25 protein-coding genes are annotated in these 25,694 nt (G+C 63.2%); 7 read left to right on the plus strand and 18 right to left on the minus strand.

Features of this window, described 5'->3' with window-relative positions; genetic code table 11:
- Window positions 1-276 (plus strand): IS66 family transposase (locus HOLFODRAFT_RS21490; protein WP_148300507.1); only part of this gene is annotated, 276 nt, incomplete at its 5' end.
- Between the two features lie 122 nt (window positions 277-398).
- On the opposite strand, the gene HOLFODRAFT_RS24605 is transcribed toward HOLFODRAFT_RS21490, so the two are convergent.
- From HOLFODRAFT_RS24605 to HOLFODRAFT_RS0214260, 5 genes are all read right to left on the minus strand, one after another.
- Window positions 399-1,499 carry a hypothetical protein gene (locus tag HOLFODRAFT_RS24605; RefSeq protein WP_148300461.1) on the minus strand — a complete coding sequence of 367 codons (1,101 nt, stop codon included), beginning with the start codon at window positions 1,497-1,499 and terminating at the stop codon, window positions 399-401.
- Between the two features lie 37 nt (window positions 1,500-1,536).
- Window positions 1,537-2,133, minus strand: a complete 597-nt coding sequence (locus HOLFODRAFT_RS0214245; RefSeq protein ID WP_005031991.1) for a hypothetical protein — start codon at window positions 2,131-2,133, stop codon at window positions 1,537-1,539.
- 14 nt (window positions 2,134-2,147) lie between these two features.
- Window positions 2,148-3,323 (minus strand): hypothetical protein, encoded by a 1,176-nt coding sequence (locus tag HOLFODRAFT_RS0214250; protein ID WP_005031988.1) that lies wholly within the window; start codon window positions 3,321-3,323, stop codon window positions 2,148-2,150.
- Between the two features lie 8 nt (window positions 3,324-3,331).
- Window positions 3,332-5,881: a type VI secretion system Vgr family protein gene (locus HOLFODRAFT_RS0214255; RefSeq protein ID WP_005031986.1), complete on the minus strand. Its 2,550-nt coding sequence runs from the start codon at window positions 5,879-5,881 to the stop codon at window positions 3,332-3,334.
- Window positions 5,882-6,011: 130 nt separating this feature from the next.
- Window positions 6,012-7,370, minus strand: coding sequence for a citrate/2-methylcitrate synthase (locus HOLFODRAFT_RS0214260; protein ID WP_005031984.1), 1,359 nt, complete (start codon window positions 7,368-7,370; stop codon window positions 6,012-6,014).
- Between the two features lie 199 nt (window positions 7,371-7,569).
- On the opposite strand from HOLFODRAFT_RS0214260, the gene ftcD reads away from it, so the two are divergent.
- Window positions 7,570-9,426 (plus strand): glutamate formimidoyltransferase, encoded by a 1,857-nt coding sequence (ftcD, locus tag HOLFODRAFT_RS0214265; RefSeq protein WP_005031981.1) that lies wholly within the window; start codon window positions 7,570-7,572, stop codon window positions 9,424-9,426.
- On the opposite strand, the gene folK is transcribed toward ftcD, so the two are convergent.
- From folK to HOLFODRAFT_RS0214280, 3 genes are read right to left on the minus strand one after another with little or no spacing between them, the layout of a single operon-like run.
- On the minus strand, window positions 9,418-9,876 hold the full coding sequence (folK, locus tag HOLFODRAFT_RS21495) for a 2-amino-4-hydroxy-6-hydroxymethyldihydropteridine diphosphokinase (RefSeq protein WP_005031979.1): 459 nt from the start codon (window positions 9,874-9,876) through the stop codon (window positions 9,418-9,420). The genes ftcD and folK overlap by 9 nt on opposite strands.
- On the minus strand, window positions 9,876-10,286 hold the full coding sequence (gene queF / locus HOLFODRAFT_RS0214275; RefSeq protein WP_005031977.1) for a preQ(1) synthase: 411 nt from the start codon (window positions 10,284-10,286) through the stop codon (window positions 9,876-9,878). Before queF ends, folK begins: the two co-directional genes overlap by 1 nt.
- Before the next feature lie 39 nt (window positions 10,287-10,325).
- Complete coding sequence (locus tag HOLFODRAFT_RS0214280) at window positions 10,326-11,957, minus strand: B12-binding domain-containing radical SAM protein (RefSeq protein ID WP_158412964.1); 1,632 nt, start codon at window positions 11,955-11,957, stop codon at window positions 10,326-10,328.
- Between HOLFODRAFT_RS0214280 and waaF the strand changes: the two genes are divergently transcribed.
- The 4 genes from waaF (at window position 11,938) to HOLFODRAFT_RS0214300 (ending at window position 15,200) form a co-directional block, all read left to right on the plus strand.
- Window positions 11,938-12,972 carry a lipopolysaccharide heptosyltransferase II gene (gene waaF / locus HOLFODRAFT_RS0214285; RefSeq protein ID WP_005031973.1) on the plus strand — a complete coding sequence of 345 codons (1,035 nt, stop codon included), beginning with the start codon at window positions 11,938-11,940 and terminating at the stop codon, window positions 12,970-12,972. The two genes, HOLFODRAFT_RS0214280 and waaF, sit on opposite strands and share 20 nt — an antisense overlap.
- Before the next feature lie 81 nt (window positions 12,973-13,053).
- On the plus strand, window positions 13,054-13,509 hold the full coding sequence (locus HOLFODRAFT_RS21500; protein WP_482793353.1) for a Fic family protein: 456 nt from the start codon (window positions 13,054-13,056) through the stop codon (window positions 13,507-13,509).
- Window positions 13,510-13,698: 189 nt separating this feature from the next.
- The gene (locus HOLFODRAFT_RS0214295) at window positions 13,699-13,935 is read left to right on the plus strand and encodes a helix-turn-helix domain-containing protein (RefSeq protein WP_005031970.1); all 237 of its coding nucleotides are present in this window, start codon (window positions 13,699-13,701) and stop codon (window positions 13,933-13,935) included.
- Window positions 13,932-15,200: a type II toxin-antitoxin system HipA family toxin gene (locus HOLFODRAFT_RS0214300; protein ID WP_005031968.1), complete on the plus strand. Its 1,269-nt coding sequence runs from the start codon at window positions 13,932-13,934 to the stop codon at window positions 15,198-15,200. The genes HOLFODRAFT_RS0214295 and HOLFODRAFT_RS0214300 overlap by 4 nt, the downstream gene beginning before the upstream one ends.
- A gap of 403 nt (window positions 15,201-15,603) precedes the next feature.
- Here the strand turns inward: HOLFODRAFT_RS0214300 and HOLFODRAFT_RS25580 are convergent, their stop codons facing one another.
- The 4 genes from HOLFODRAFT_RS25580 to HOLFODRAFT_RS0214320 form a co-directional block, all read right to left on the minus strand.
- Window positions 15,604-15,963, minus strand: coding sequence for a phosphomannose isomerase type II C-terminal cupin domain (locus HOLFODRAFT_RS25580; protein ID WP_005031967.1), 360 nt, complete (start codon window positions 15,961-15,963; stop codon window positions 15,604-15,606).
- Window positions 15,964-15,973: 10 nt separating this feature from the next.
- A complete protein-coding gene (locus tag HOLFODRAFT_RS0214310; protein WP_005031965.1) occupies window positions 15,974-17,035 on the minus strand; it encodes a mannose-1-phosphate guanylyltransferase in 1,062 nt (353 codons plus the stop codon).
- Window positions 17,032-17,421, minus strand: coding sequence for a hypothetical protein (locus HOLFODRAFT_RS0214315; protein WP_005031964.1), 390 nt, complete (start codon window positions 17,419-17,421; stop codon window positions 17,032-17,034). The genes HOLFODRAFT_RS0214310 and HOLFODRAFT_RS0214315 overlap by 4 nt, the downstream gene beginning before the upstream one ends.
- Window positions 17,422-17,492: 71 nt before the next feature.
- Window positions 17,493-18,014, minus strand: a complete 522-nt coding sequence (locus tag HOLFODRAFT_RS0214320; RefSeq protein ID WP_005031962.1) for a hypothetical protein — start codon at window positions 18,012-18,014, stop codon at window positions 17,493-17,495.
- 203 nt (window positions 18,015-18,217) lie between these two features.
- On the opposite strand from HOLFODRAFT_RS0214320, the gene thiC reads away from it, so the two are divergent.
- A complete protein-coding gene (gene thiC / locus HOLFODRAFT_RS0214325; protein ID WP_005031960.1) occupies window positions 18,218-20,050 on the plus strand; it encodes a phosphomethylpyrimidine synthase ThiC in 1,833 nt (610 codons plus the stop codon).
- A gap of 47 nt (window positions 20,051-20,097) precedes the next feature.
- On the opposite strand, the gene flhB is transcribed toward thiC, so the two are convergent.
- From flhB to HOLFODRAFT_RS0214355, 6 genes are all read right to left on the minus strand, one after another.
- Window positions 20,098-21,174 (minus strand): flagellar biosynthesis protein FlhB, encoded by a 1,077-nt coding sequence (gene flhB / locus HOLFODRAFT_RS21505; RefSeq protein ID WP_005031958.1) that lies wholly within the window; start codon window positions 21,172-21,174, stop codon window positions 20,098-20,100.
- Entirely contained in the window at window positions 21,171-21,956 is a 786-nt protein-coding gene (locus tag HOLFODRAFT_RS0214335; RefSeq protein ID WP_005031956.1) for a flagellar biosynthetic protein FliR, read from the minus strand. Before HOLFODRAFT_RS0214335 ends, flhB begins: the two co-directional genes overlap by 4 nt.
- Before the next feature lie 121 nt (window positions 21,957-22,077).
- On the minus strand, window positions 22,078-22,356 hold the full coding sequence (locus tag HOLFODRAFT_RS0214340; RefSeq protein WP_005031953.1) for a flagellar biosynthetic protein FliQ: 279 nt from the start codon (window positions 22,354-22,356) through the stop codon (window positions 22,078-22,080).
- Entirely contained in the window at window positions 22,353-23,108 is a 756-nt protein-coding gene (gene fliP, locus HOLFODRAFT_RS0214345) for a flagellar type III secretion system pore protein FliP (protein WP_005031952.1), read from the minus strand. Before fliP ends, HOLFODRAFT_RS0214340 begins: the two co-directional genes overlap by 4 nt.
- Complete coding sequence (locus HOLFODRAFT_RS0214350; protein WP_005031950.1) at window positions 23,105-23,617, minus strand: FliO/MopB family protein; 513 nt, start codon at window positions 23,615-23,617, stop codon at window positions 23,105-23,107. Before HOLFODRAFT_RS0214350 ends, fliP begins: the two co-directional genes overlap by 4 nt.
- A 52-nt stretch (window positions 23,618-23,669) precedes the next feature.
- Complete coding sequence (locus tag HOLFODRAFT_RS0214355) at window positions 23,670-25,598, minus strand: sigma-54-dependent Fis family transcriptional regulator (protein WP_211237969.1); 1,929 nt, start codon at window positions 25,596-25,598, stop codon at window positions 23,670-23,672.
- Window positions 25,599-25,694: the final 96 nt, after the last annotated feature.

The following is a 25,694-nucleotide window of genomic DNA, read 5'->3' on the forward strand; positions in this document are numbered from 1 at the left end:
AACGATCTGCTCCGGCAATGGGATCGACTCTGGACCTACCTGACCCATGAAGGGGTGGTGCCGACCAACAATGAAGCCGAGAGGGCGATCCGCAAGGCGGTGCTGTGGCGGAAGGTGAGCCTGGGGGTGGAGAGCGAGCATGGCGCCCGCTTTGTGGAGCGCATGCTGACCCTGGCAGGCACGGCCCGGAAGCGCGGCGTGGACCTGCTGGAGTGGCTGACTCAGGCCATGAAGGCCAGCCTCGTCGGAATCGCCGCACCGGATTTCACAGCCTGATGCGGTCCCCGTGGAATCAGAAACCCCCTCCATGCGGAGGGGGCTGAACGGCTACAAAATTTCTAATTCTGTGAAGTGTACTCCATTAGAGTCAACAAAGACGATCATGCTATACCTCGCAATTAAGGAAGGTTGTTCCCGTCGAAACAATCACGCCACCATGCGCTAATAATTTCTCCTGATTCATTTGTTATGACTACCGGGAATTGTACATTGTTAGAATTACCACATCGACCACCATAGGCCCATAGAAGGCTATTCTCTTTTTTTAATCGAATACTACAAGGGTTTTCACTATTAGAGAAGAACCCACTCCGAAATGGTCCAAAGAACGATTCATGTACTGGATCTCCTGTATTTCCTGACAGCCTGTTTTGGCTGGCAGTTGTTGTGATATCAGGCAAGGTTTGATGAATTTTCAAGTCATAATATCTCCTATCCCGTATCTTTCTTAACGCATCGATTAGACCATCTCTCAGCTTGTTTCCTGTGGAATGCCCAACCAATACGGGCAGTAAGTCTGAAATATAGGCTCTGATGTGCGGCTTTCCCTCATGGCCAAAGCGTCGCATGACGTGCGCGGGGTCCTGTAATGTTCCAAAACAGAGGAGAAGTGTTTTTACATTGCGGGGTCTATCAAACATAATGAGGCGCTCTGACATGTTTTTAGATGTTGCCGCAGGCCGCAGGATGGGAAAATCCCGAATTTTTCGTCCCCGATACCTCATGGGTGAGTGAGTGACCTTCCCATCCATTGGTAGTGTCACAAAAACATCTTGAGTAGACTCATCTCCTCGTAATTCGATCGATATCACGGTCGGTAATTCAAAACGGTTAAAAGTCTCAATATCCTTCTGCCATCCAGGCCGGATTATAATTCCGTCCATGGTTTGTTGTTCCTCAAACTTTACAACAAGGAATTCGTCCATGCAGTGATCGTAATAGTCGTTCTGTAATGGGAAGCTAAATACAGTTTCCGGATCATCGTCAAATAGCGGTTTAGGGTCAAAGACGGGTGTGTGCCCATCCGGAGCCAGGCGCCTACGCGGTTCTGGTTTCCAGCCGTGGTCCTCCCCCTGGACCCACTTAAACTTGTCCGAAATCCTCTCACCTTTGTCATTAATCACTATGTTTTGGTCAAACCAATAGTCCCCCTCGAAAGACACTTTTGCAGGAGCGCCGCAAACACTGACATCCACCGCTGATGGGCAGATTTGTGCCATGGCCGGAATCAGTATAGTAAAGCAGAGCAATGTAAATTTAAGTACACGCATTGGAAGCCTTATCGAAAACATAACGGTAATCATTGCAATGAAGCCCCTCTTTCGGGTTCTGAGTACGGTCCTGGTTGCCGTCGTGATAGGCTCCGGCCTTGAAGGGCCGCAGGGCCCGATAGCTTTTCCCGTTTGGGTAAAAAGAGGTTTTGCCGAGATCCACTCTTGGCCTGCCATGGGGATGAACGTCGATTTTGTACCGGTGCATGCCCAGGCGCAGGTCTCGGAGCTTGTCCGGCCTTTCCTCCCCCTTGGAAGGCTTCCCGTATTCCAAAGAGGCGCTGAAGGCATGAAGCTTGGCGTTGGAGCCTTTGTTCTGCATTACCAGGATGCAGTCATCAAAGACCCCGCTTTTGTTCACGGCGACGCTGCTGTTCTGATAAGTCGTCTTGTTGTCCTTGAATGCGTAGAACAGCCCTCGGATGCCCATGACGTTCACGCGCATGTCGGCGGCCTGGAAGTTGTAGCTCGAGTCTCCCTGGAACCCAAAGACCACCTGGGCCTGAGTCCAAACGCGGGCAAAGAATGCATAGAGTTCTGCCTGAGTGAAGCGTTCCCCACTGGGATCAACAAAGATGATCATGTCTGCCTCTCGAATCAGGGAAGTTCGTTGCCGTCATAATCGCTACGCTCCCAGGCGTCCACGATGGCACCCGTGCCGTCCACGATCAGCACAGGGTATTCCCAGGCCTCGCCGATTTTGTCAAGGTAGTGCTTGTCTCCGTATGCCCATATTCGGGATCCACGATAGGCCAGCCGTATGGTGGGATAGCCGTCGTAATACGGAATATATCCTTCAAAAAAGAGTCTAAAAAAGGAGTCGTAAATGGGTTCGCCAATCGCCCTCCGCATCCATCTCTCTCCGACCCCCTTGGTGATATCCGGCAGGGGCTTGAGGATGGTCAATTCCTGGCATTTCTTGTCTCTCACCTTCCTCAGCACCTCGATCAGCCCATCTCGCAACGTGTTCCCCGTGGGGTGCCCCACCAGCACAGGCAGCAGCTCCGAAATGCAGCTTTTCACATAGCTTTCCTCGCATTCGAAGTGTCGGCGGACGGGCGGCGTTTCGGGCATCACCCCGAATTCGATGCGCAGTCTGATGGCCTTGCGGGGCTTGTCGAACATGAGGAGGCGCTCTGACATGTTCTTGGAAGTGGCTGCGGGTTGCAGGATGGGATAGTCCTTGACCTTCCATCCGTGGTACCAAGTGGGCGGCTGGATGACCTTTCCATCCATGCGCATGTACCCATTGACGCGGCGATAGTTCTCTTCATCGGCAAGTGTACATTTTCGGGGTTCATCCCCCTCGAAATCGACGCTTATCCAGGTGGGTACCTCAAAGTGATTGAAGGTCTTGAGGTCCTTCTGCCAACCGGAACGGATGATGCAGGCGTCGACAAGCTGAGGCTCTTTGAAGGTGATGAGGATGTTGCACGGAGAGGAATTGGTAGGAAACCTGAAGGCAGTCTTGGGGTCACCGTCGAAGAGGGCCTTCAGATCCTCGGGCTTGAAGGTCCGAAGATGTTCGCCTGGTCGCAGTGCCCGGGGCCGCCGCTCCCAGCCGAAGGGTGGCTTTCCCGGTATCCACTGAAGGCCGTCCGAGACCCACTCATCCTTGTCATTGACCAGATAGGTGTCGTAACGCGCGGATTCACTGTCGAACTGCACCGTAGCGGGCACTCCGCAGATGGTGACCTCAACGGGAGGGGACAGCTCGGCCATGGCCGGAACCAGGGCGGCGAGGCATAAAAAGGCTGATTTGAGTAAACGCATTGGGAACCTCATGCGGAAAGGTTCCGCTTCAATTCGTCTGGCAGGGATGACAGTTCATCCTTGGGCAACTGTGGCAAGGGCGTGCTAGGCGTGTCCGGCCCCATCAACTTCATCCCCGCCGCATGGATCTCCAGGTTGCCGGGCATCTTGAGGGTCAGCTTCCCGTCCTTGAGGAGGAGTTCGCAGCCCCCCGCGGCGAGGCGGATGGAGGTCTTGGCGAGGACTTCGACGCTGTTGTTGGCGCTGACGATCTGGACATCCTGGTCGGCCACCACGCCGATCTTCCCTTCGTGGGCCTGGATATCCACATTGCCTTTGCCTGCGATGGCCTTGATGCCGGATTTGGCGGCGAATACGCTCCAGGCCTCCTGGGCGGCCATCATGATGCGCTTGCCTGCGGCGATCACGGTGTCCTGGCCGCTATCGAGGTGGATGTGCTCGCCTGCGGTGGTGACATGGCTGGCGGGGGTGCTCTGGACGATGCCTGCGGGGCTGCTCATGGCGAGCACGGGCTCGCCGAAGGCGGGGATTTCGGTGCCCTTGGTGGTCTGGGTCTTCTTCAGGGTCTCCTGGAGCTTCTTGGCGCTTTCCAGGGTGCCCAGGGCTTCGAGCTGGTGTTTCTCGGACACCTCGCTCAGGGCCTTGGAGAGTTCCTGGCCCCCTTCGAGCTGGCTGTGCAGCCCTGCGGATTCCAGGGCGGCGCTGCCGCCTTCGGTGCTGATCAGCAGGCCCTTTTCGCCGCGCAGGGCGCCGTAGGCTTCGCTCCGCAGCTCGAAACCCGTGCCCTTGGGCTCCGCCAGGCCCAGGGCTCGGGGGTGCACGATGTGGCCGAGGTTCAGTTCGGTCTTGGCGTGATCGGAGGCGAGTCGGGCCCGCAGCTCGTTGGTGCTGTCATCGAAGAGGAGTTCGTTGCCACCCGTGCCCTTGTGCATCTTGGAGCGCATGCCGGAGATGGCCTTGTCGCCTGGGAGGCTGGAGGCCAGGCTGAACATGGCGGGCTTGCGGCGGCCGCCGGGCAGCACCCCCAGGACCACGGGCTTGTCGGGGTCGTTGTTCATGAACTGGATCAGCACCTCGTCCCCGGCCCGGGGGAGGAAACCTCCGCCCATGCCCTGGCTGGACCAGGGCTGGAGCAGGCGCACCCAGGTGCAGTCGCGGTCCGTGCCAGTGGCTCCGGCCTCGGGGTGATCCTCCTTGCGGGTGCAGTGGAGTTCGACCTTGATGCGGCCCACCTCGTCGGTGTGGACCTCCTCGCCTTCGGGGCCCACCACCGTGGCGGTGATGGGGCCGGGGATCGGGGCCTCGATCTCCTCGGGCAGGATGGGGATGCTCTGGCGCAGGCATTCGAAGCGGTTGGTGTAGACCTGGGAAGCCTGATGGTCGGTCTTCAATCCCCCGAAGTTGTTCTCGGCTTCCAGCTCCAGGGCCGTCAGCACGAAGGTGCGCTGGGCCTGGGGGTCCCGGTCGTGGACGGGGTGATCCTCCAGGACGAAGCTGGTGCCCACGCAGAAATCCCGTACCGTCCCTCCTCCTGAAAAGCCCTTGGTGCGCTGCTCCCAGACCTGGGCCCGGCTGGTGGTGGCCTTCTCGTGGCCCTCCAGCACGTCGTGCTCCAGGGGGGCCTCGTGGCGGTAGTCCTCCAGGGTCGAAGCCAGGGCGTTGCCGAAGCTCCCCTGGTCCGAAAGGAGCTCCTCGCTGGTGGTGCTCAGCGAGCTATTGCTGTGATCCCAGGCGCGGCGGGTGACCTTGCCCACCTGGAGCACCCGCTGGGCCTGCCAGCTGGTGATGGTGTCGGAGGCCTCGGTGCCATCGGCCCGGTGGAAGCGCACCTCCCCGGCCTCGTTCTCGTCCAGATCCCGGGGGTCGTCGAAGAGGACGAGGGTGTGCTGGGGGTGCTCCGGGGTGCTATCGGGGTGGGGCAGGATGACGAAGGAGACGCCGATCTTGGCGAGGCGGCGGCGGATGAAGTCCCACTTGTTCTCGGCGCAGAGGAAGGCGAAGTCCCGGACGGGGTAGCTCTGCTTCTTGAGGCAACGGTCGTCGAGGTGGAGGGTCGAGGCAAAAACGCTATTGTTGTTGAGTTCCTCGTTGATCAGGAGCGTCACGATCTCCAGATCGGTCTTCTGGAGGAAGATGCGGGAACTGCGGCCCAGGCGCAGGGCGGCGGTGACGGGCTCCACCACTAGACGGTAGTTGGACAGTCCGCCATCGCTGCCTTCGCTGTGGACCTCGGTGATGACGCCGCAGATGAGGCGCTTACCGCCGGAATCCGTGAGGAGGCTGATCTGGACGGGCACGCCTTCGAGGGTCTTGAGGGCGACATGGGCATCCTGGGAGAAAACCCAGACTTCGTAACGCAGCCCGACATTAATCGCTTCTCTTCCCTTGATGCGGAGCACCAGGAACATGCCCGGGGGGATGCCGCTGCCCTCGGCGAAGTGGATCTCGATGAGGCGGGTGGCCTGGTCGATGAAGGCGTTGAGAAGGTCCGCAATACTGCCTGGCAACTGCGGCAGACGGGAGGAGAGGCTGGAGAAGGTGGAATCAAGAAGGCTCATGGAGCACTCCAATAAGTCAGACATCCACCAGTCTATCAAACGAAGAGATTGCTTTCCTTTCTTTGTGATAAATTAAATATTTCAATATGCGAGAAACTGTGTTTCTGGACAAGACGCCTTGGTGATGTGATTAGCGGTTTGGGCTCCTTTGCTCCATGGGGGTATAGCCTCGCTTCGGAATGACGCTCTTGTAGGCGGGGCGGATGATCTTGCCGCCATTCACCAGTTCCTCCATGCGGTGGGCGCACCAGCCAGCCATGCGGCCCACGGCGAAGATGGGGGTGTAGAGTTCCCGGGGGATGCCAAGCATTCGGTAGACGAAGCCGGAGTAGAAGTCCACGTTGGCGCACATGATCTTGTCGCTGCCCTTGACCTTGGCGAAGACGTCCGGGGTCAGCCGCTCGATGGCCTTGTAGAGCCCCAGTTCCTTCTCGAGCCCCTTTTCGGTGGCCAACAATTCCGCCTTCCGTTTGAGGAGGATGGTTCTGGGGTCCGACAGGGTATAGACGGCGTGGCCGATGCCGTAGATGAGTCCCGTGCCGTCGTAGGCCTCGCGGCGCAGGATCTTCCCCAGGTAGGCGGAGATCTCATCCTCGTCCGTCCAGTCAGTCACGCCGCGCCGGATGTCGTCCATCATGTCCATGACCTTGTGGGCGGCGCCGCCGTGCTGGGGTCCCTTCAGGGAGCCGATGGCCGCGGCGATGGCGGAATAGGTGTCGGTGCCCGTGGACGTCACCACGTGGGCCACGAAGGTGGAGTTGTTGCCTCCGCCATGCTCGGCGTGGAGCACCAGGGCGAGGTCCAGCGTCTCCGCCTCCAGGCGGGTGTAGCGGCTGTCGGGCCGGGTCATGTGGAGGATGTTCTCGGCGATGCCCAGCTCCTTCACCGGCGGGTGCAGGAAGAGGCTGCGCTTGGCGTGGTAGTGGTTCTTGGCCTGGTAGCCGTAGGCGGCCATGGTGGGGAGGCGGGCGATGAGCTCGATGCACTGGCGCAGGACGTTGCGCGGGCTGAGGTCATCGGGGTTGGGGTCGTAGGAATAGGAGACCAGGACGCTGCGGGCCAGCTTGTTCATGATGTCCGTGCTGGGGGCCTTGAGGATCATGTCCTCGGTGAAGCCCTTGGGCAGGGGGCGCAGCTGGCCGAGCAGATCCTGGAACGCGGCCAGCTGCTCCTGGTCCGGGAGTTCGCCGACCAGGAGGAGGTAGCAGCACTCCTCGAAGCCCAGGCGCCCCTCGCCCTGGAAGCCGTTGACCAGATCGTTGATCTCAATGCCCCGGTAGAAGAGCTTGCCCTCCACCGGCACCTTCTCCTCCTCGTCGAAGATGTAGGCCCGGACGTCTCCGATCTCGGTGAGGCCCACCAGGACGCCGGTGCCGGCTTCGTCCCGCAGGCCTCGCATGACCCGGTACTTGGAATAGAGTTCGGGGTCGATCCGGTCGTTCTGTTCCAGGAGGTTTCCGAGGTGATCGATCAGTGCGTGGGTGTCCATGGGGGTGGGCTTGGCAAGATCCGGTCCACTGCGGTGGAATGCGGACCCTGCTTGCTTTCCTGGCTTTGTGGCCGAACCCATGTCTCCAAATATGTAGGATTTCCCGTCCGGGGCACAAAAATGTGGGACGGGCGCTTCTTGACTGGCCGGGGCGTGTCACAGGCCCCACTCTGAGGGCGTCAGACCTTGGGAGGCCGCCATGAAGGTGCAGGGTGTACAGCGACTTGTGGAATGCGTCCCCAACTTCTCCGAGGGCCGGGATACGGCCAAGATCCGGCTGATCACGGAGGCCATCGAGTCCGTGGAGGGCATCCAGCTCCTGGGGGTGGATTCTGGAGCGGACGCCAACCGCACGGTGGTGACCTTCCTGGGCGAGCCGGAGCAGGTGCTGGAGGCCGCCTTCCGAAGTGTCATGCGGGCTGCCGAGATCATCGACATGCGGGACCAGATCGGCAGCCACCCCCGGCTCGGGGCCTGCGATGTGTGCCCCTTCGTGCCCATCGAAGGCGTGACCCTGGAGGATTGCGCCGAGCTGGCGAGGCGTTTGGGCCAACGGGTGGGGGAGGATCTGGGCATTCCGGTCTACCTCTACGAGCAGGCGGCAAGCCGCCCCGAACGACGGAATGTCGCCTCCATCCGTCGGGGCGAGTACGAAGGGTTGGCGGCCAAGCTCCAGCAGCCGGAATGGGCACCGGACTTCGGACCGGCCTGCTTCGTGCCCTCCTTCGGGGCCCTCAGCACCGGAGCCCGGGAATTCCTCATCGCCTACAACATCAACCTCGACAGTCGGGACAAGACCCAGGCCGCTGACATCGCCTTTGAGCTGCGGGAAAGGGGGCGGGTGGCCCGCCGTGGGCAGAGGGACGCCTTCTACCTCAGCGGCCAGGAGCTGGTCTATTCCCCCGGCTTCCTGCCCTGCGGGAACTGCGACTTCGACGCGCCCAGCCTGGAGGCCCTGGAGGCCCATTGCCGGGAGGTCCACGGCTACGAGCTGCGGGAGCTCCTGCTGCTCAACGACATCGATTTGACCTCGGGTCTGGCGGGACACAAAGTCTATCGGGCGGGGCTTTTTCCGGAATGCCGGGCCATCGGGTGGTATGTGGAGGCCTATGGGCGCGCCCAGATCTCCATCAACCTCACCCGTCCCCTGGTGACGCCTCCCCACCGCGTCCTGGAAGCGGCCAGGGCACTGGCCGCGCAGCGGGGGCTCAGGGTGACGGGCTCCGAGATTGTGGGGCTCATGCCCTTCCACGCGCTTTTCGAGGCGGGTCAGTTCTACCTCTCCCGGGACGGGCGCTCCCCTCACATTCCCGTGAGGGACGTCCTGGAATACGCCGTGAAGGCCATGGGACTCCGGGATGTCAGCCCCTTCGATGTGGAGAAGAAGGTCCTGGGGCTGCCCCGGGTCTTCGAGGAGGGGCCCACCGCCATGAGGGTGGCGGACTTCGTGACGGAACTGAGCCGCCACAACCCCACGCCCGGGGGCGGGGCGGCGGCTGCCCTTGCCGGGGCCCAGGGGGCGGCCCTGGCCGCCATGGTGGCCAATCTCACCCAGTCCAAGCCCCATCCTCCGGAATGCTCAGATGCCCTGTTGAAAGCCGCCGAGCAGGCTCATCGGGCGATGGACACCCTTCTGCATGCCGTGGACGAGGATACCGAAGCCTACGGGGCCTACCTGAAGGCCCGACGGGTGCCTGTGGGTACTGGGGCCGATCGGCAGCAACGGGAGCTGGCCGTGGAGAAGTGCCTCCGCAACGTTATCGACGTTCCCTTCCGAACCGCCGAGGCCTGTTTCGAGGCCATGGAGGCCGCCGCGGTGGCCATCCACCTCGCCCACCCTGCTGCCATCACCGATGGCCTGGTGGGACTGCAGTTGGCCTACAGTGGCCTGCGGGGTGGCCTCTGGAACGCTCTCACCAACCTCAGGGAAGTGGAGGAGGGAGTCTACCGCAGCGAGATGACCCTTCGATGCCGCACCCTTCTGGAGCTGGCCCGGGAACGTCTGGAAGGGGCCCGGGAGGAGGGCAGCCGACGCCTGGACGAGAGCCTAGGGTAGGAGGCTTTCCGGCAGATCCTGCCCCATGGCTATCCAGGGCTCCATGACGAAGGCCCGTCCCCGGGCCCTCGGGTGGGGCAGTTCCAGGGTGAGTTCGGCGCCGAGGCATGCCAGGTCCGGGGGGCTGGGCCAGCGCCAGCTGCCCTGCTGACCTTCCGCGGCGATGAGATCCAGGTCGAGAGGACGGGGGGCATTGCGCACGCCATCCCGGCGCCTTCCCAGGCGGATCTCCCGGCGCAGCAGTTCCTCCAGGAGGCGGGGCAGCTCCAGGCTGGTCTCCAGGAGGGCCACGGTGTTCATGTAGGCGGGACCCGTGCCGGATTCGTCCGGTGTCTCCATAAGCATGGGCGAAGGGGTGGCCTTTCCCAGTTCCAGGAGAGCCGCCAGGCCCGCCTCCAGGTTGGCCTGGCGGTCCCCCAGATTGGAGCCCAGGGCGACGATGACCCTCATCAGGCTGGCCGCTTGCCGTGCTCCACGGCCACCAGGGTGCGGATGCCGCCCCGGATGAGGAAGTCGCCGTCCACCCGGAGCCAGGTGGGCTTGAGGGCGGCCACGAGGTCGTCGGCGATCTGGTTGGTCACGGCCTCGTGGAAGGCGCCCTCGTTGCGGTAGCTCCAGAGGTAGAGCTTGAGGCTCTTGCTCTCCACGCAGAGCTGGTCCGGCATGTAGGTGATCTTGAGCCTGGCGAAGTCCGGCTGCCCCGTCATGGGGCAGAGGCAGGTGAACTCCTCCGTCTCGAAGACGATCTCGAAGGGACGCCCGGGACGGGGGCTGGCAAAGGTCTCCAGCTGCTTCGAGGGGGCCGTGACGGCCCGCTTGGGGAGGGTCTTGAGGGTGGGTTCGAGCTTCTTCTTCGCCATGATGACTCCAGCTTCCAGGATAGCTTGGTCAGGGGCATCCTACCGCTCCTGGCCCGAAGGAAGGAAACAGGCGTGGTTGGCCTTGAAAGGGTTGTTGAGCTCCCCCAGGATGCGCTTGACGATGGGGTCCCGGCCGAAGCGGCCCCCGATCCAGCGCCGGGCCTCCAGCCTCGGGTGGGATTCGCCGCAGCGGAAGTCCAGGTAGAGGGAGAGGTCCGCCTCCGCCCCGAAGGGGCGCAGCTCCGTGATGCCGAAACGCTCCGGGTGCTCGTGCATGGGGCTGCGCCGGGGCAGGTTGAGGATGGAGGCGTTGAGGTCGTGGAGGGAGTCCGCCTCCGCCTGGACGAAGGCCAGGGTCTCTTCCCGATCCGCTTCGGTCTCCGTGGGGAGGCCGAAGAGCAGGTAGGCGTGGTTCTTGATCCCTGCGGCGGCGCTGGCCCGCAGGACCGCCCGGGCCTGTTCCGGGCCCACGCCCTTGTCCATCAGATGCAGGAGTCGGGCCGAGGCCGTCTCCAGACCCCACTGCAGGAGGGTGCAGCCCCCCTCCGCCAAGTGTTGGGCGAAGCCCGGCCGGGCGAAACCCGCCTCCAGGCGCACGAAGCCATGCCAGCGCAAGGGTAGCTTGTGGCGGATCACGGTGCTGGCCACCCGATCCAGGAGGGCTGGGGAGAGGGCCGAGTCCGTGAGGTGGAGCATGGCACCGCCCGGGAAGCGTTGGGCCACTGACCGGAGCCAGATCTCCAGTGCGTCGGTGCCGCAGGGGTGATACTTGGGGTGGAGGTAGTCGGGACAGAAGGTGCAGCGCCGCCAGTAGCAGCCTCGGCCCAGGGCCACGGGGATCGTGGGTTGGGGCACCAGATACTGCGCCCAGGGCGTGCTGTCCAGATCCGGGGCCAGGAGGGCCGGTTCCACACCGGGGTGCCCTCCCAGTTCCAGGGCCAACTCCTCCATCTCGACTTCGCTGGAGGTGGAGCAGACCTTGTGGAAGCGCTCGAAGAGGGGCGCGTCCAGGGGCACACCCACCGCCTTCCAGCAGGCCACCAGTGGGCCACCCATCCAGCGCCGGATGCCCGGGGCATGCATCCGCAGGAGTTCCGCCAGGCGGAAGGCCGCGTAGGTCTGGTGGAGGAAGGTCAGCGAAAGGGCGGCGTGGGTGACGCCCTTCTCCAGCAATTCGGGGATGAGCTCTTCGGTGAAGTACGCGTCGTAGGGGCCTGGAGTGGTGGCCGCCGCCTCCAGGTCCTCGGAGCGCTGGGGGCGACGCCCCTTCCACTCGACATCCGCCACGCGCAGGAGGAAATCCGGCTTGGGAAGGGAGGCCAGCTTGAGGGCGTTGACCAAGTGATTGCAGGCGGAGGAGTAGACACGGCGGTCAGCATAGGTCCCGGACTTTCGCAGGGCTCCCTCCTGGACGTGCCGGGCGGCCTGGCGCTGGGCCTGGGTCGCCTCGCCAGCAGCGAGGATTGCTTCCAGGTTGCTGACCGATAGGGTGTGGCCGTACCAGGCGATGCTGGCGTCCACGGCAAAGGCATCCACCCCCCGGGAGCGGAACCACTGGGCGGCCGCAGCGGCGGAGAGCCCAGGCTCCGAAGGCTTGATGATCGGGGGGGTGATGAAGGCGATGCGCATGAGGAGAGGGTAGACTGCCTCCATGGCCTTGCGCATCTTCATCCGATCCCTGAACTGGCTGGGGGACACTGTCTTCCAGGCTCCAGCCCTGCGACTGCTCAGATTGCGCCATCCCGATGCGGAGATCTTCATCCAGGCCAGGCCCAGTGTGGCTGATGTGGTGCGGGCCTACGGCATTGGTGAGGTGTTGCCCTGGGCCGATGGCATCCTGGCGAGGGCCCGCCAGATCCGGGAAATCAAGGCCGATCAGGCTATCCTGCTCCCCAAGAGCCTGGGGACCGGGGTGGAGGCCTTCCTGGGGAGGGTGCCGGAGCGTCTGGGTTGGGGAGAGCAGGGGCGGAACCTGCTCCTTACGCGGGTTCTGCCCCGCTGGAGCGACCAGGACCACTATGCCCTGCGCATCCGCAAACTCATGATCGACGCCCTTGAACTGTCAGGTGAGCTTCCCGCCACCGGTGCGGAACTGGAACTCCCGGTGGCCTGGGCCGAGGCGGCGGAGGATGCGCTTCCCGGCAACTTCGGACCCTTCCTGTTGATCGCTCCGGGGGCCTCCGGCGGCACCGCCAAGCAGTGGCCCCCGGCCCAGTGGAAGGCCCTCCTGGAATGCTTCACTGCCCATGGGCTGCGTTCTGTGGTCGTGGGCACGACCCGGGAGGCCGAGCTGGGGGCCTTCCTGGCGGGTGGCAATCCGGGGGTGCTCGATCTGGTGGGCCGGACGGACCTGCGGGCCCTTGGGGGACTGGCGGCCCGGGCATCCCTGGTCCTTGCCAACGACAGCGGTCTGGTGCATCTGGCAGGTGCCCTGGGGGCTCCGGTCCTGGCCCTCTATGGCCCCACGGACCCAGCGACTTCCCATCCCCTGGGGGTCAGGGCCCATGCCCTCTGGAACCGCGTGGCATGTGCGCCCTGCCACAAGCGGCAGTGCCCCACGGACCACCGCTGCATGCTCGGCCTGTTGCCCGGGGATGTCCTGTCCGCCGCTCTCGCGCTCCTGGGGGAGGGGGGGTCCCGTTCGCCCCTTCTGGTCACCAGGCCCTCCCTGCCCGGGATTCTCTAGCGGATCCCCGGGTTCTGGAAGGGATCACATGGCTTCACAGGGGGTGTCTCCTCCTCAAAGCGCCCGGGTTCGCCGCAGAAGATTCACTTTGAAGCCCCTCCCCGTGTTCGGCTCGGACAAGAGATTCACGACTTCCTGACCTGGTTCAACCATCCACCGGAGGGGATGGACGAGCTGATTCGATCGGGTATTGCCCACTTCTGGTTCGTTACGATCCATCCCTTCGAGGATGGCAATGGTCGGCTGGCGCGCACGATCGGTGATCTTGCCCTGGCCCAAGCAGATCGCAGCCATCTGCGCTTCTACAGCGTTTCAGGTCAGATCATGCGTAACAAAGAGACCTACTATGACGCCCTGGAGGGCGCCCAGCACGGTGGTCTCGACATCACAGACTTTTTGGCCTGGTTTCTGGACGAGTTGCTTCAGGCCATGCGAAGTGGCCTCCTTGAAGCCTACCGGGTGCCGCTTGAGCGGCACCTGCCGGGCAACCTGGACGACATCATTGCGACCCTGAAACGGGGGATGGATAGGTCGTAAGTATATTAATTTGACACATTTGCCGCATGTGCGGCAAATGTGTCGGCAAATCACCCCTCTATGTGAAAAATACCGATCGGGAAAACTATCGCTTCGCAGAAACGTTTCTGGATCATAATTTACCGACCGGGAAATTTCATTGGAATCCTACCCGTCTGGAATCTATGCTTTACCGATCGGGAAAACAACATGCCTAAGCTGACCCCATCCGAACTTGGTGCCCTGGTCCGCCGGATCCGCAAGGCACAGGGCCTGCGCCAGGACGAGCTGGCCGGTGCGGCCAGGGTGGGCGTACGCTTCATCGTGGATCTGGAGGCCGGCAAGCCGACCGCTCAGATCGGCAAGGCCCTCGTTGTCCTGGATGCCCTGGGCTGCTCCCTGAAGGTGGTCCCGCCGCCCGGGCTGGAACTTGGAGATGAGTCGTGAAGAGGCTGGTGGTCTGGTGGGATGGCAGGGTGGTGGGCCAGTTGACCCAGAACCCGCATGGGGAGCTGGGCTTCCGCTATGCGCCGGAGTGGTTGCAAACCGCTGAGGCCCGTCCGCTGTCCGCCTCCCTTCCCCTGCGGAGCGAAGCCTTTTCCCGGCGCGCCTGCCGCCCCTTCTTCGGGGGGTTGCTGCCCGAAGAGGGACAGCGGACAGCCGTGGCCCAGGCCCTGGGGGTCTCCGAGGCCAATGACTTCGCCCTCCTGGACCACCTGGGGGGCGAAGTGGCGGGGGCGCTCCAACTCCTGCCGCAGGGATCACAGCCCCGCGCCGAGGCAGGGCCCTTTGAGCCCCGCCCCCTCGCGGATGGCGACATTCTGCGCATCATGGACCTGTTGCCCAAGCGCCCCATGCTGGCGGGAGAGGATGGCCTGCGCCTGTCCCTGGCGGGAGCCCAGGGCAAGCTCCCAGTGGTCGTCTCGGCCGGACGGATCCTGCTGTCCGCCCCCGGTCAGCCCACGACCCACATCCTCAAGCCCCCCATCGCCCGGTTCAGTGGCACGACGGAGAACGAGGCGCTGGCCATGAAGCTGGCGGCGGCCGTAGGGCTGGAGGTGGCTCCCGTCGAGCCGCGATGCCTCCAATCGACGGATGGCACCCCCCGGACCTTTCTCCTGGTCCAGCGCTACGACCGTGTCGTGGATGAACATGGACTGACACGGCGACTGCACCAGGAAGACTTCTGCCAGGCCCTGGGGGTTCCGCCCGAGCGGAAATACCAATCCGAGGGGGGGCCGGGCCTGAAGGACTGTTTCAACCTGTTGCGGGAGGTGTCCATCCGTCCGGCCGTCGATGTGATCAGGCTCTTGGATGCGGTGATCTTCAACGCGGCCATCGGCAACGCGGATGCCCACGCCAAGAACTTCTCCCTCCTCTATGGCGCGCACGGCCCCATTCTTGCGCCTCTGTACGACCTGCTCTCCACGGTGTGCTACCCCGAGCTGAGTTCGAGGTTCGCCATGAAGATCGGCCAGGCGGCCACCCTGGAGGCCCTTGATGCCCGGACCTGGGCCGAGTTCGCCGACCAGGCTGGCCTGGGCTACCCCCTCGTGAAGCGCCGCATCCTGAACCAGGCGGACAGCCTCCTCAAGGTCCTGGCCCCGGCGCGGGAGAACCTGCGCAACCAGGGCCTCCAGGAGGGCGAGCTGGATAATCTGGTAACGGTGGTGAAGGACCGCACAGAACGCCTGCGGAGCAAGGTCGCATAGCCACCGGGAGGCGATCCATGACCCGGATTACACCCTGTCCGGGGACCCGACGCGAGGTTTGGCCCTCGAGCTCCTTCAGTGGAGTTGGGTATCGATCTTTGTCCTGGCCACCGGCCCTCCCAATGCGCCCATTACAATTCGCCATGGACATAGGTCTGGGTACAGTGAAACGCCCCGAGGCAGGGGCGGTTCGTGTGGGATGTTTTGGTGGGAATGCTTTGGTGGGGAATGGAGCGGGAGTCCCGTAGTCAGGACTGGAAAAGTGGAGGGAAAAAATGGTGGCGGGAAGCCCCGAAGGGCACCTCACTTACCAGTCTATACGCCTGTTAGGGCTCACGCCACCTTGTACGTTTCCCTTTCGGAGATTGCTGCCCGGCGTTTTGTCGGATCTGTCGGCGGGCGGTCACCTTCTCCCGTAAACGTCTTCCAATCGTTCGATATCGTTTTCGTCGAAGTGGCCGAGGCTTATCTCCATGATCCGCACGGGGCGTGGGTGACTGGAGGGGCAGCTCAATCGGTGGGTGGCACCGGTGGGGATCCAGATCTCCGCGCCGCGATCCGGGGTGATCACTTGGCCATCGAGCTCCACGACCGCTCCGTCATCCAGGGCCACCCACAGTTCACCTCGCTGGGCATGCTTCTGGAGGCTGAGCTGCTGGCCGGGGTTGCATAACAGGATCTTCACGGTGCAGGGGGTGTTCAGCACGTACTGGGAGAATCCCCCCCAGGGCTTGTCGGTGTGGGAAGTGGCGGGTCGCAGCATGCTCATTCCTTCAAAGCAGATCAGTCCTGCCCATGGCCTGGAGGCGGTCCACGATGGTCTTGACCTCCTGGGCCCGGTCTTTCTGGCAGATCAGCAGGGCGTCGGCCTCATCCACGATGATGAGGTCCTGGAGGCCGACCCCCGCGATCAGTCGCTTGCTTCCGAAAATGGCGCAGTTGGCGGAATCCAGCAGCAGGGCGTCCCCCTGGACCACATTGCCCTCGGCATCCGGCTGGTGGAACTCCGTGGCGGCGGGCCAGGATCCCACGTCGGACCAGCGGAATCGGGTGGGGACCACGGCCACTCGGCGGGATTTCTCCATGAGGGCATAGTCGATGGATAGCTTGGGCAGGCGGGCGTAGGCTGCCGAGAGGGCTGCGGGAGACGCGCCTGCGGCTACCCACTCGTCCAGGGGGGCCAAGGTTTCCGGGCAGTGGGTCCTAAGCTCGCTCCGCAGATCCTGGAGCGTCCAGACGAACATCCCGGCATTCCAGTAGTGGCGGCCAGACTCCAGATACTCGATGGCGGTCTCGATCGGAGGCTTCTCGCGGAAGGCCTTCACGGAGAGGACCTCGCCAGTGCCTTCGGTCTCGATGTAGCCGTATCCGGTCTCCGGATAGGTGGGGCGGATGCCGAAGGTCACCAGGTCGTGGTTCCTGGCTGCGTGGTCCACGGCGGTCCGGATGTCCCCGAGGAAGAGCTCCCGGTCTCCGATCCAATGGTCCGCGCTCAATACGACCATCACGCCGTCCGGGGTCTTCCGTTCGATGGTGGCCAGGGCCAGGGCCAGACAGGGGGCCGTATTGCGCCCCTCCGGCTCAAGGATGATGTTGTCCGCGGGCAACTGGGGGAGCATGGTCCGGCAGTCCGCGGCCAGGTCCTCGGTGGTCACGACGTAGATATTGGCCGGATCGAAGTCGGGAATCAGGCGGCTCACCGTCTGTTCCAGCATGGTCTCCGCTCCCGTCATGGCCAGGAACTGCTTGGGTCTCCTGGTCCTGGAACGCGGCCAGAAACGCGTTCCGCGCCCGCCAGCCATCACTACGGCGATCATGGGACGATCGGAACTCATCGGCGCTTCCCTCTCTTTTTGGCGGTCTTGACGGCCTTCGGGGTGGCCTTGGTCTTCTGAGCCCTGCCCTTGGCTTGGACGACCTTTTCCCGGCCAGCCTTGCCCCGAGCCACCTTGACGCGACGCCCAGCCTTCCGTCTGGCCACCCTTGAAGCCCGGGTGGTGGCCCGGGAACTGCGGACCATGTCCCGGACGTGGAGTTCCGGGGGAGGGAGTGGGGGCGGTTCGATGATCCCCTTGGGGACCGGAGGAAGGTCACCCTCACTCACGCCCTGGGCTTGGGCCCGCTGGGTGCGGGCCTTCATGACGGGATCTTCGACGGGGGACTGCGCCTGCAGAAGGCCGCAGGCCAGGGCCACCAGTCCAAGCGTTTTGAAGAAGGTCATCCGCACACTCCCGGGAGGTACCCCGGGATCCAAGATACCCGCATCGGGAGGAGCCGTCTGCGGCGAATCTGTCAGGGCTGGGGCGGCTTCTGGGCCCTCAGCTTGGCGAAGAACTCCGCGATGACCGCGTCGGCCTCATCCTTCACCTGGTCTGCCTCCTGGGCCTTGCGCTGGAGGATGTCCCGACCGGCGGAGGCTGAGCGCTTGGTGTTCTCTTCGGCGGGGAGCAGGTTGGTCAGGATGTATTCGGAGACATCGATGAGGCGGTGACCCACCTTCTCCAGCTTCTGGCGGACGATGTCCTGGTACTGGAAGAGGTCATAGACCCCCTGGACGTTGTACAGGCCGTTGTCCGCGTGGATGGCGATCTCCTCCATCCGGCTGACGAGTCTGTCCCGGTCCTCGGAAGGGGGGAGCAGGGTCGAGAGGATCTCCTGGCAGTCCCGGGTGATGGCCTGGATCTCCTCGAAGCTGTTCTGGACGACCTCGATTTGCCCCAGAACCCGCTCAGCCCCACCCTCCTGCTCGTGTGCGATCTGGATCAGCTGGTCTGGAATGCCCTTTTCTTCTCTTTTGCTGTTGGGTTCAGACACGGGGCCTCCGGGAGTCCTATTCCTTTGCATAACACTAATCGTGCGCGTGAAGCTTAGCCTTGAAAATCGATACTACTTCAGTTGTTTCCCAAACTGTGCCTTGTCGCACTGATTATGCCGGGGAAATGTCGAGTGCCCCGCGATAACCTAGAGGGCCAGCCAGTCCCTGGTCGCCTTGAGCCATCAGGCCCTTCGGAGTAGACATGTCCCACCCCTCGGTCCCGGTCCGGGAATCCCTCCTTGAGACCTGCCAGAAACCCTTCCCCGCTTCCGAGAAGATCTATATTCCCGGCTCCCGCCCTGATCTGCGGGTGCCCATGCGCCAGGTGAAGCTGAGCCCCACCCGGGACTTCAACGGCGAACTCACGGCCAATGAGCCCGTGAGGCTCTACGACCCGTCGGGCCCCTACACCGACCCCTCCGTCCAGATCGATCTGGCCATGGGGATGCCCGCCATCCGCCAGCCCTGGATCCTGGAGCGGGGGGATGTGGAAGAACTGCCCGGGGCCACGAGCCACTACCGCCTCCAGCGGGAGGGGGATGCCTCCCTGGACGCCATCCGCTTCCCCTCCATGCGCCGCCCCCTGCGGGCCAAGGCCGGGAAGTGCATCACCCAGATGCACTACGCCAAGCAGGGCATCGTCACGCCGGAGATGGAATACATCGCCATCCGGGAAAACCTGGGGCGCGAGGCCGCCAGCATCAAGAGCCGCATCACCCCCGAGTTCGTGCGGGATGAGGTGGCCAGGGGCCGGGCGGTGATTCCCGCCAACATCAACCACCCCGAGGTGGAGCCCATGATCATCGGGCGCAACTTCATGGTGAAGATCAATGCCAACATCGGCAACTCCGCCGTGGCCTCCTCCATTGAGGAGGAGGTGGAGAAGATGGCTTGGTCCATCCGCTGGGGTTCGGATACGGTCATGGACCTCAGCACCGGGGCCAACATCCACGAGACCCGGGAGTGGATCCTGCGAAACAGCCCCGTGCCCATTGGCACCGTGCCCATCTACCAGGCCCTGGAGAAGGTCAACGGCAAGGCCGAGGACCTCAACTGGGAGATCTTCCGGGACACCCTCATCGAGCAGTGCGAGCAGGGCGTGGACTACTTCACCATCCATGCCGGGGTGCTCCTGCGCTATGTGCCCCTGACGGCGAAGCGCATGACGGGCATTGTGAGCCGGGGCGGGTCGATCCTGGCCAAGTGGTGCCTGGCCCACCACACGGAGAACTTCCTCTACACGCACTTCGAGGACATCTGCGAGATTCTCAAGGCCTACGACGTGGCCTTCTCCCTGGGGGACGGCCTGCGGCCCGGTTCGCTCTACGATGCCAATGACGAGGCCCAGTTCGCCGAGCTGGACACCCTGGGCGAGCTGACCCAGGTGGCCTGGAAGCACGATGTCCAGGTGATGATCGAGGGCCCCGGCCACGTGCCCATGCACCTGATCCAGGAGAACATGGACCGCCAGCTCAAGGTCTGCCACGAGGCGCCCTTCTACACGCTCGGCCCCCTGACCACCGATGTGGCCCCCGGCTATGACCACATCACCTCCGCCATCGGTGCCGCCATGATCGGCTCCATGGGTACCGCCATGCTCTGCTACGTCACACCCAAGGAGCACCTGGGCCTGCCCAACAAGAAGGACGTGAAGGACGGCGTTATTGCTTACAAGATCGCCGCCCACGCCGCCGATCTGGCAAAGGGGCACCCCGGTGCCATGGCCTGGGACAACGCCATGAGCAAGGCCCGCTTCGAGTTCCGCTGGGAGGATCAGTTCCACCTGGCCATGGACCCCGAGACCGCCATCGCCTTCCACGACGCGACGCTCCCCCAGGAAGGCGCCAAACAGGCCCACTTCTGCTCCATGTGCGGCCCCCACTTCTGCTCGATGAAGATCAGCCAGGATGTACGCGAGTACGCCAAGAGCCACGGCATGAGCGAGGAGGAGGCCCTGAAGGCTGGTCTCCAGGAAAAGGCTCAGGAGTTCGAGGCCACCGGGGCCGAGGTCTACCGAGAAGCGAAGCACTCCTGAGCGTGCTTGATAACAGGCCCGGCCTTGGCCGGGCCTGTTAATGGGAGCTATCGCATCCTCACGCTCTGCCCCAGGCTCCCTTTCAGCTTGTACACGTAGGCCAGCACCTGGGCGACGGCCTGGTAGAGGTCCGGGGGGATGGCCTTGTCCACTTCGACACTGCGGTAGAGCGCCCTCGCCAGGGGAACGTTCTCCACGATGGTGATGTCGTGGTCTTTGGCGATCTGGCGGATCTGGAATGCCAGGTGGTCCACGCCCTTGGCCACGCATATGGGGGCTGGCGAGCCCGGCTCGTACTTCAGGGCCACCGCGAAGTGGGTGGGGTTGGTGATGACCACGCTGGCCTTGGGGACAGCCGTCCGGATGCGGCGCATGAGAGCCGCCACCATCATGGACTTCTGTCGTCCCTTGATCTCCGGATTGCCATCAGAATCCTTGGCTTCGTCCCTGATCTCCTGCTTGGTCATCTTCAGGTTGTCTTCAAACACGTGGCGCTGGTAGGCGAAATCCACCGCAGCAATGGTCAGCATGGCCAGCATGACGTTGCGGTAGAGGGCGAAGAGGGTGTCCTGCATGAAGGCCAGGGTCTGGCCGAGAGGGAGCTGGAGGGTGGCCAGGATCTGCCCCATGCGGGGGCCCAGGACGCCATAGGCCGCCCAGGCCAGGATCGCGAACTTGGCGAGACTCTTGGCTGTTTCCATGAGGGAGCGGAAGGAAAGCAGACGTTTCATTCCCGAGAAGGGGTTGAGCCGATCAAACTTGAGCTTGAGCATCTCGAAGGTGGGCTGAAAACCATGCTGTGCGGCCTGGATGCCCAGGGCGATGAGCCAGTTCAAGCCCAGGAAGGGCAGAAGCACACGGAGGACGATACTGAGGAGATCCGTCCCCAGGTGACCGAGATTGCCGTCCGTCAGATAGCTGGGATCCGAGGCCTTACGGAGAAAATAGGCGGTCTGGTTGGCAAGCAGGGTGAAGGTGCTGCCCCAGAGCCCCAGGAAGAGAAAGAAGTTGGCCCAGAGGAGAAGGGTGGCATCCAGGTCAGGCACCCGCAGGATCATCCCGTCTTCCCTGGCCTTTTTCCGGCGCTTGGGAGTCGCTTTCTCGGTGCGGCCCGGATCCTTCATGGATGGATGAGGCGCAGGGCCTCAACGGGAGCGGCTTCCAGCAGGGGCCTGAGCCAGGGCCCGAGCTCCCTCATGATGTAGCCCACCACCACCAGACCGAGGGCGATCTTGAGGGGGAAGGTGAGCTGGATGAGCTGAAGCTGGGGCATGAACTTGGCTGAAATGCCCTGGAGCACGTCCACCAGGAATAGGGTGAGAAGAACCGGAGCAGCGAGCTGTACCCCCTTGGCCAGGATCATGCCTGTGACCGCCACGATCTCCGGGGCCTTGCTGGGCATGCCCTGGCCCATGGGAAGGACCCGGTAGCTCTCCACCAGGGCAAGGATCATGTTGTGGTGCAGGCCCGAGGTGAAGATGAAGAGCATGGTGAGCTGCATCAGAATGGTGCTGGAGACGGATACGGACTGGGAAGTGCCCGGGTCCACGATCTGAACGAAGGAGAAGCCCATCTGGGTGTCCATGAGCTGCCCTCCGAAGGCCACGGCTTCCATGATCCACGACACCATGAGCCCCATCATGACTCCCGCCGCCAGTTCCGCGGCCATGAAGCCCACCGAGTCCCATATCCCCACGGGGAGGGCCTTCGGAAGGGGTACCACCGGTGCGATGATCATGCTCATGAGGATGGCCAGGGCGGCCCGCATCACCACCGGCACCCGTTCCTGACCCAGGCCCGGCATGGAGGCCATGAGTCCCGTCATGCGCATCAGGACCAGAACCCACACCAGGACCCGGCCCTGCGTGAGGACCCAGGTGGCCGGATTTAAGAGAATATTATTCATAAATAAAATTCCACCACCAAGCCCCTAAGGCACCAAGGGAGAGAAAGGCAAGAAATGCTGAAGTGGCATTTCTTGGGCTTTTCTTCCCGCCTTGGTGCCCTGGTGGTGGAATTTGATATTTTCATGGGATGTTCTGCACGACGAAGTTGAAGTCCGTGAACATCTTGGTGGTGAACTGGACCATCACCCGCATCATCCAGGGAAAGCTGATGACGACCACCAGCATGACCGCCACCACCTTGGGCACGAAGGCCACGGTGGCGTCCTGGAGGCTGGTGACCACCTGGAAGATGGAGATGACGAGGCCCACGGCCATGGAGACGATGAGGGCCGGACCGGCGACGTAGATGGCGGTCTGCACGGCCTCCCGGGCGATCTGGACAATGATGAGTTCGTTCATCCGGTGTACCCCCGTACCAAGGAGCCGACGATCAGGTACCAGCCATCCACCAGAACGAAGAGCAGGACCTTGAAGGGCAGGGAGATCACCACCGGGGGCAGCATCATCATGCCCATGCTGAGAAGAATCGAGGCCACGACCATGTCCACGATGAGGAAGGGCAGGAAGACCATGAAGCCGATCTCGAAGGCGGTCTTGAGTTCGCTGATGAGGAAGGCAGGGACGAGGACTTCCATGGGCACATCCGCCTTGGTCTGGGGAGCCGGAGCCTTGGCGATCTTCAGGAAGAGGGAGATGTCCTTCTTCCTGGTGTGCCTGAGCATGAAGACCTTGAGGGGCGCTGCTGTCCGCTCCATGGCCTGATCCACGGTCAGTTCGTTGCGGTTCAGGGGCTGGAGGACCGTCTGGTTGATCTCCCTGCCCACCGGGGCCATGACGAAGAAGGTCATCACCAGGGTCAGGCTCAAGAGCACCTGGTTGGAGGGAGCTGTCTGGGTCCCCAGGCCCTGACGGAGGAAATGCAGCACCACCAGCATCCTGGTGAAGCAGGTGGTGGTCATGAGGATGGTGGGGGCCAAGGTCAGGACCGTGAGCACCAGCACGACCTGGAGGGTGGAACTGAGGGCAGGGCCCTGGGGGGTCTTGCCGAAATCGACGGTCACGGAGGGCAGGGCGGCCTGCTGGGCATGGAGCGAGACCCCGGCCATGAGGAGCATCAGGATCATGGGCAGGAATCGGAGGAGGCGTTTCATCTTGATCCCCCCTTCAGTCGCGCCTCCATTTCCCGGATGGGTACGGGGGCGTCCATGGCCATGTCCCGGTTCATGGCCTGATCGAAGGTGCCGGTCCCGGATACGCCATCCAGGCGGGCCAGGAAAGTCACCCCCTGGGGAGTCATGGCGATAAGGAAGTGCTCGTCGTCAGCCCGCAGGATGGAGACGTGGCGGCGCTCGCCCAGGGCCAGCGTCTCCTCCAGCTTGAGGCGGCTGCCCCCGGTGCCGGGGATATGGCGGGCGCCCCACTTGCGGAAGGCCCAGAGCCCGCCACCCGCCAGGGCAAGCACAAAGATGGTGGAGCCGATGGCTCGCCATCCAGAGGGTTGGGAAGGGGCAGCGCTCTGACCCTGCGTCGGTTTCCCGTCATCCAGGGTGAACTTCTGCTGAAGTTCCTGCTGCGCCGGGGAGGGAGGAGGGGTAGGCGTCTCGGCCCAAAGTCCCATTCCCACCAGCATTCCGAAACAGATCAAGGCACGGCGAACCACGACATTCTCCCGACAGATGCCTTGTCAGGAGCGAGGGCCGTGCCAGGACCCGCTACTGTTTTCTGGTTTCGATGCCGTGGTATTTCAGTCTCCGGTAGAGGGTGTTCCGGCTCATCCCCAGTGCGTTGGCAGACTTGGTGAGGCATCCCTTATGTTGCAGGAGGGCTGCCATCAACTCGTTCTTCTCCTGCTGGTCCAGCTGTTGACGCAAGGTCCCCGGTCCCAGGGAATGGGAGCCTGATGCCGGGTGCTCGGGGGTGGCGTGGAGGCGGGACAGGAATTCCTCGGGCAGGTGCTCCAGAGTGATCTGGCTTCCGTTGGCGGCGTGGGCGATGCGCTCCACGGCGTTCTGGAGTTCCCGGACATTGCCTGGCCAGGAATAGGCCTGGAGGGTCTCGACGACAGTCTGGTCCACCACGTGGGAGAGTCCGTTGGGCTGGGGGGCCAGTTTCCGCAGGAAGGCCGCCACCAGAAGGGGGATGTCCTCCAGGTGCTCCCTCAGAGATGGCAGGCGGATGGGGGAGACATTCAGGCGGTAGTAGAGGTCCTCCCGCAGGGTGCCCTTCTGGATGGCCCCCGGGAGATCCTTGTTCGTGGCACAGATGATGCGGACGTCCACGGCCAAGGGCCCTTCCCCGCCGATGCGGGTGATGGTGTGATCCTGAAGTACCCGCAGCAGGGCCACCTGCTGCTCGATGGGCATGTCTCCGATCTCGTCCAGAAAGAGGGTGCCGCCGCTGGCGAGCTCGAACTTTCCTGGGCGTCCTCCCTTGTTGGCCCCCGTGAAGGAGCCTTCCTGGTAGCCGAAGAGCTCACTGGCGATGAGCTCCCGGGGGATGGCGCCGCAATTCACGGCGATGAAGGGGCCCTCGGCCCGCCGGGAGCGGTTGTGGATGGCCTGGGCGAACATCTCCTTGCCGGTTCCGCTGTCGCCGGTGAGCAGGACATTACTGTTGTTCTGGGAGGCCAGATGCCCGAGATGGATGGCCTTCTTCAGGACCTTGGCCTCACCCAGGATGTCCTCGAAACGGAAGGTGGCCTCGGCACCGCTGAAGCGGTTCACGAGCTGCTTGATCTTGTGGATGGGGTTGAAGAAGAACACGCCCCCGATGACGGTGGCGGATTCGTCCCGGATGGGGCGCCCGCTGGCCAGACAGTTGTAGCGGCCCCGTCCCCAGTGGATCTCCATCTCACGGTCGTTGAATTCCACGCCTCGCCCCAGGAGGCCGTGGATGGGGAGACTGTCCCGGGTCAGGTCATCCATCCTGGTCCCCACGACGTTGCGATGGGAGGCGCCCAGGAGCCGTTCCGCAACGGGGTTGATCTGGATGACGACGCCCTCCACATCCAGGACGATGACCGCATCGGAAACCGTCAGGAGGATGCTGGAGAAGTGGTTGTCTAGAAGGACCATCTCATTGTGCTTGAGGCGGACCTTGAGCTCCCGTTCGACGGCCTTGGTCGAGGCCAGGACCATGCCCAGGGTGTGGGCATGGGCACCAGAGGCCGGTCCGGCGAGGCCCAGGATTCCCACCAGCTTCCCCCCCTCGCTGAAGATGGGGGCCGCGGCACTCGTCCAGCTTTGGAGGAGGCGATGGTAGTGCTCTGATCCCGAGATCTGGAAGGGGTGGCCGCTGCTCAGGACCATCCCGACGGCGTTGCTGCCGAGCCTGGGCTCGGCCCAGGAGGCGCCCCGGGCGAAGTGGCGGGTGCCTCGCAGCATCTTGGCATCGCCCACGGTCTCCAGCAGGTGTCCCGTCTCATCGAAGAGCAGCAGCACGAAGCCGCTGCCGGACAGGAACTTGTGCAGCTGAACCATGAAAGGGCGGGCGTGGCGTATCAGTTCCCCCTTCTTCCCGATCAGATCCAGGACCTCGGCATCCGAAAGGTCGAGGGGATCCTCCAGAACCTGGGGGTCCAAACCGGCGGCCTGGCAGCGCATCCAGGAGGATGCCACCTCCGAGCGCAGCTTCGACTCCATTTCCAGATCAACTCCAGAGCTTGGGGGCGGGAGCATCTTGTCCCTCATTTGTTCAGGTTTGTACCAAGGATGCGCTGCTTTGGTACGGATTTGAAC

This window comes from Holophaga foetida DSM 6591, assembly GCF_000242615.2.
Classification (GTDB): Bacteria; Acidobacteriota; Holophagae; order Holophagales; family Holophagaceae; genus Holophaga; species Holophaga foetida.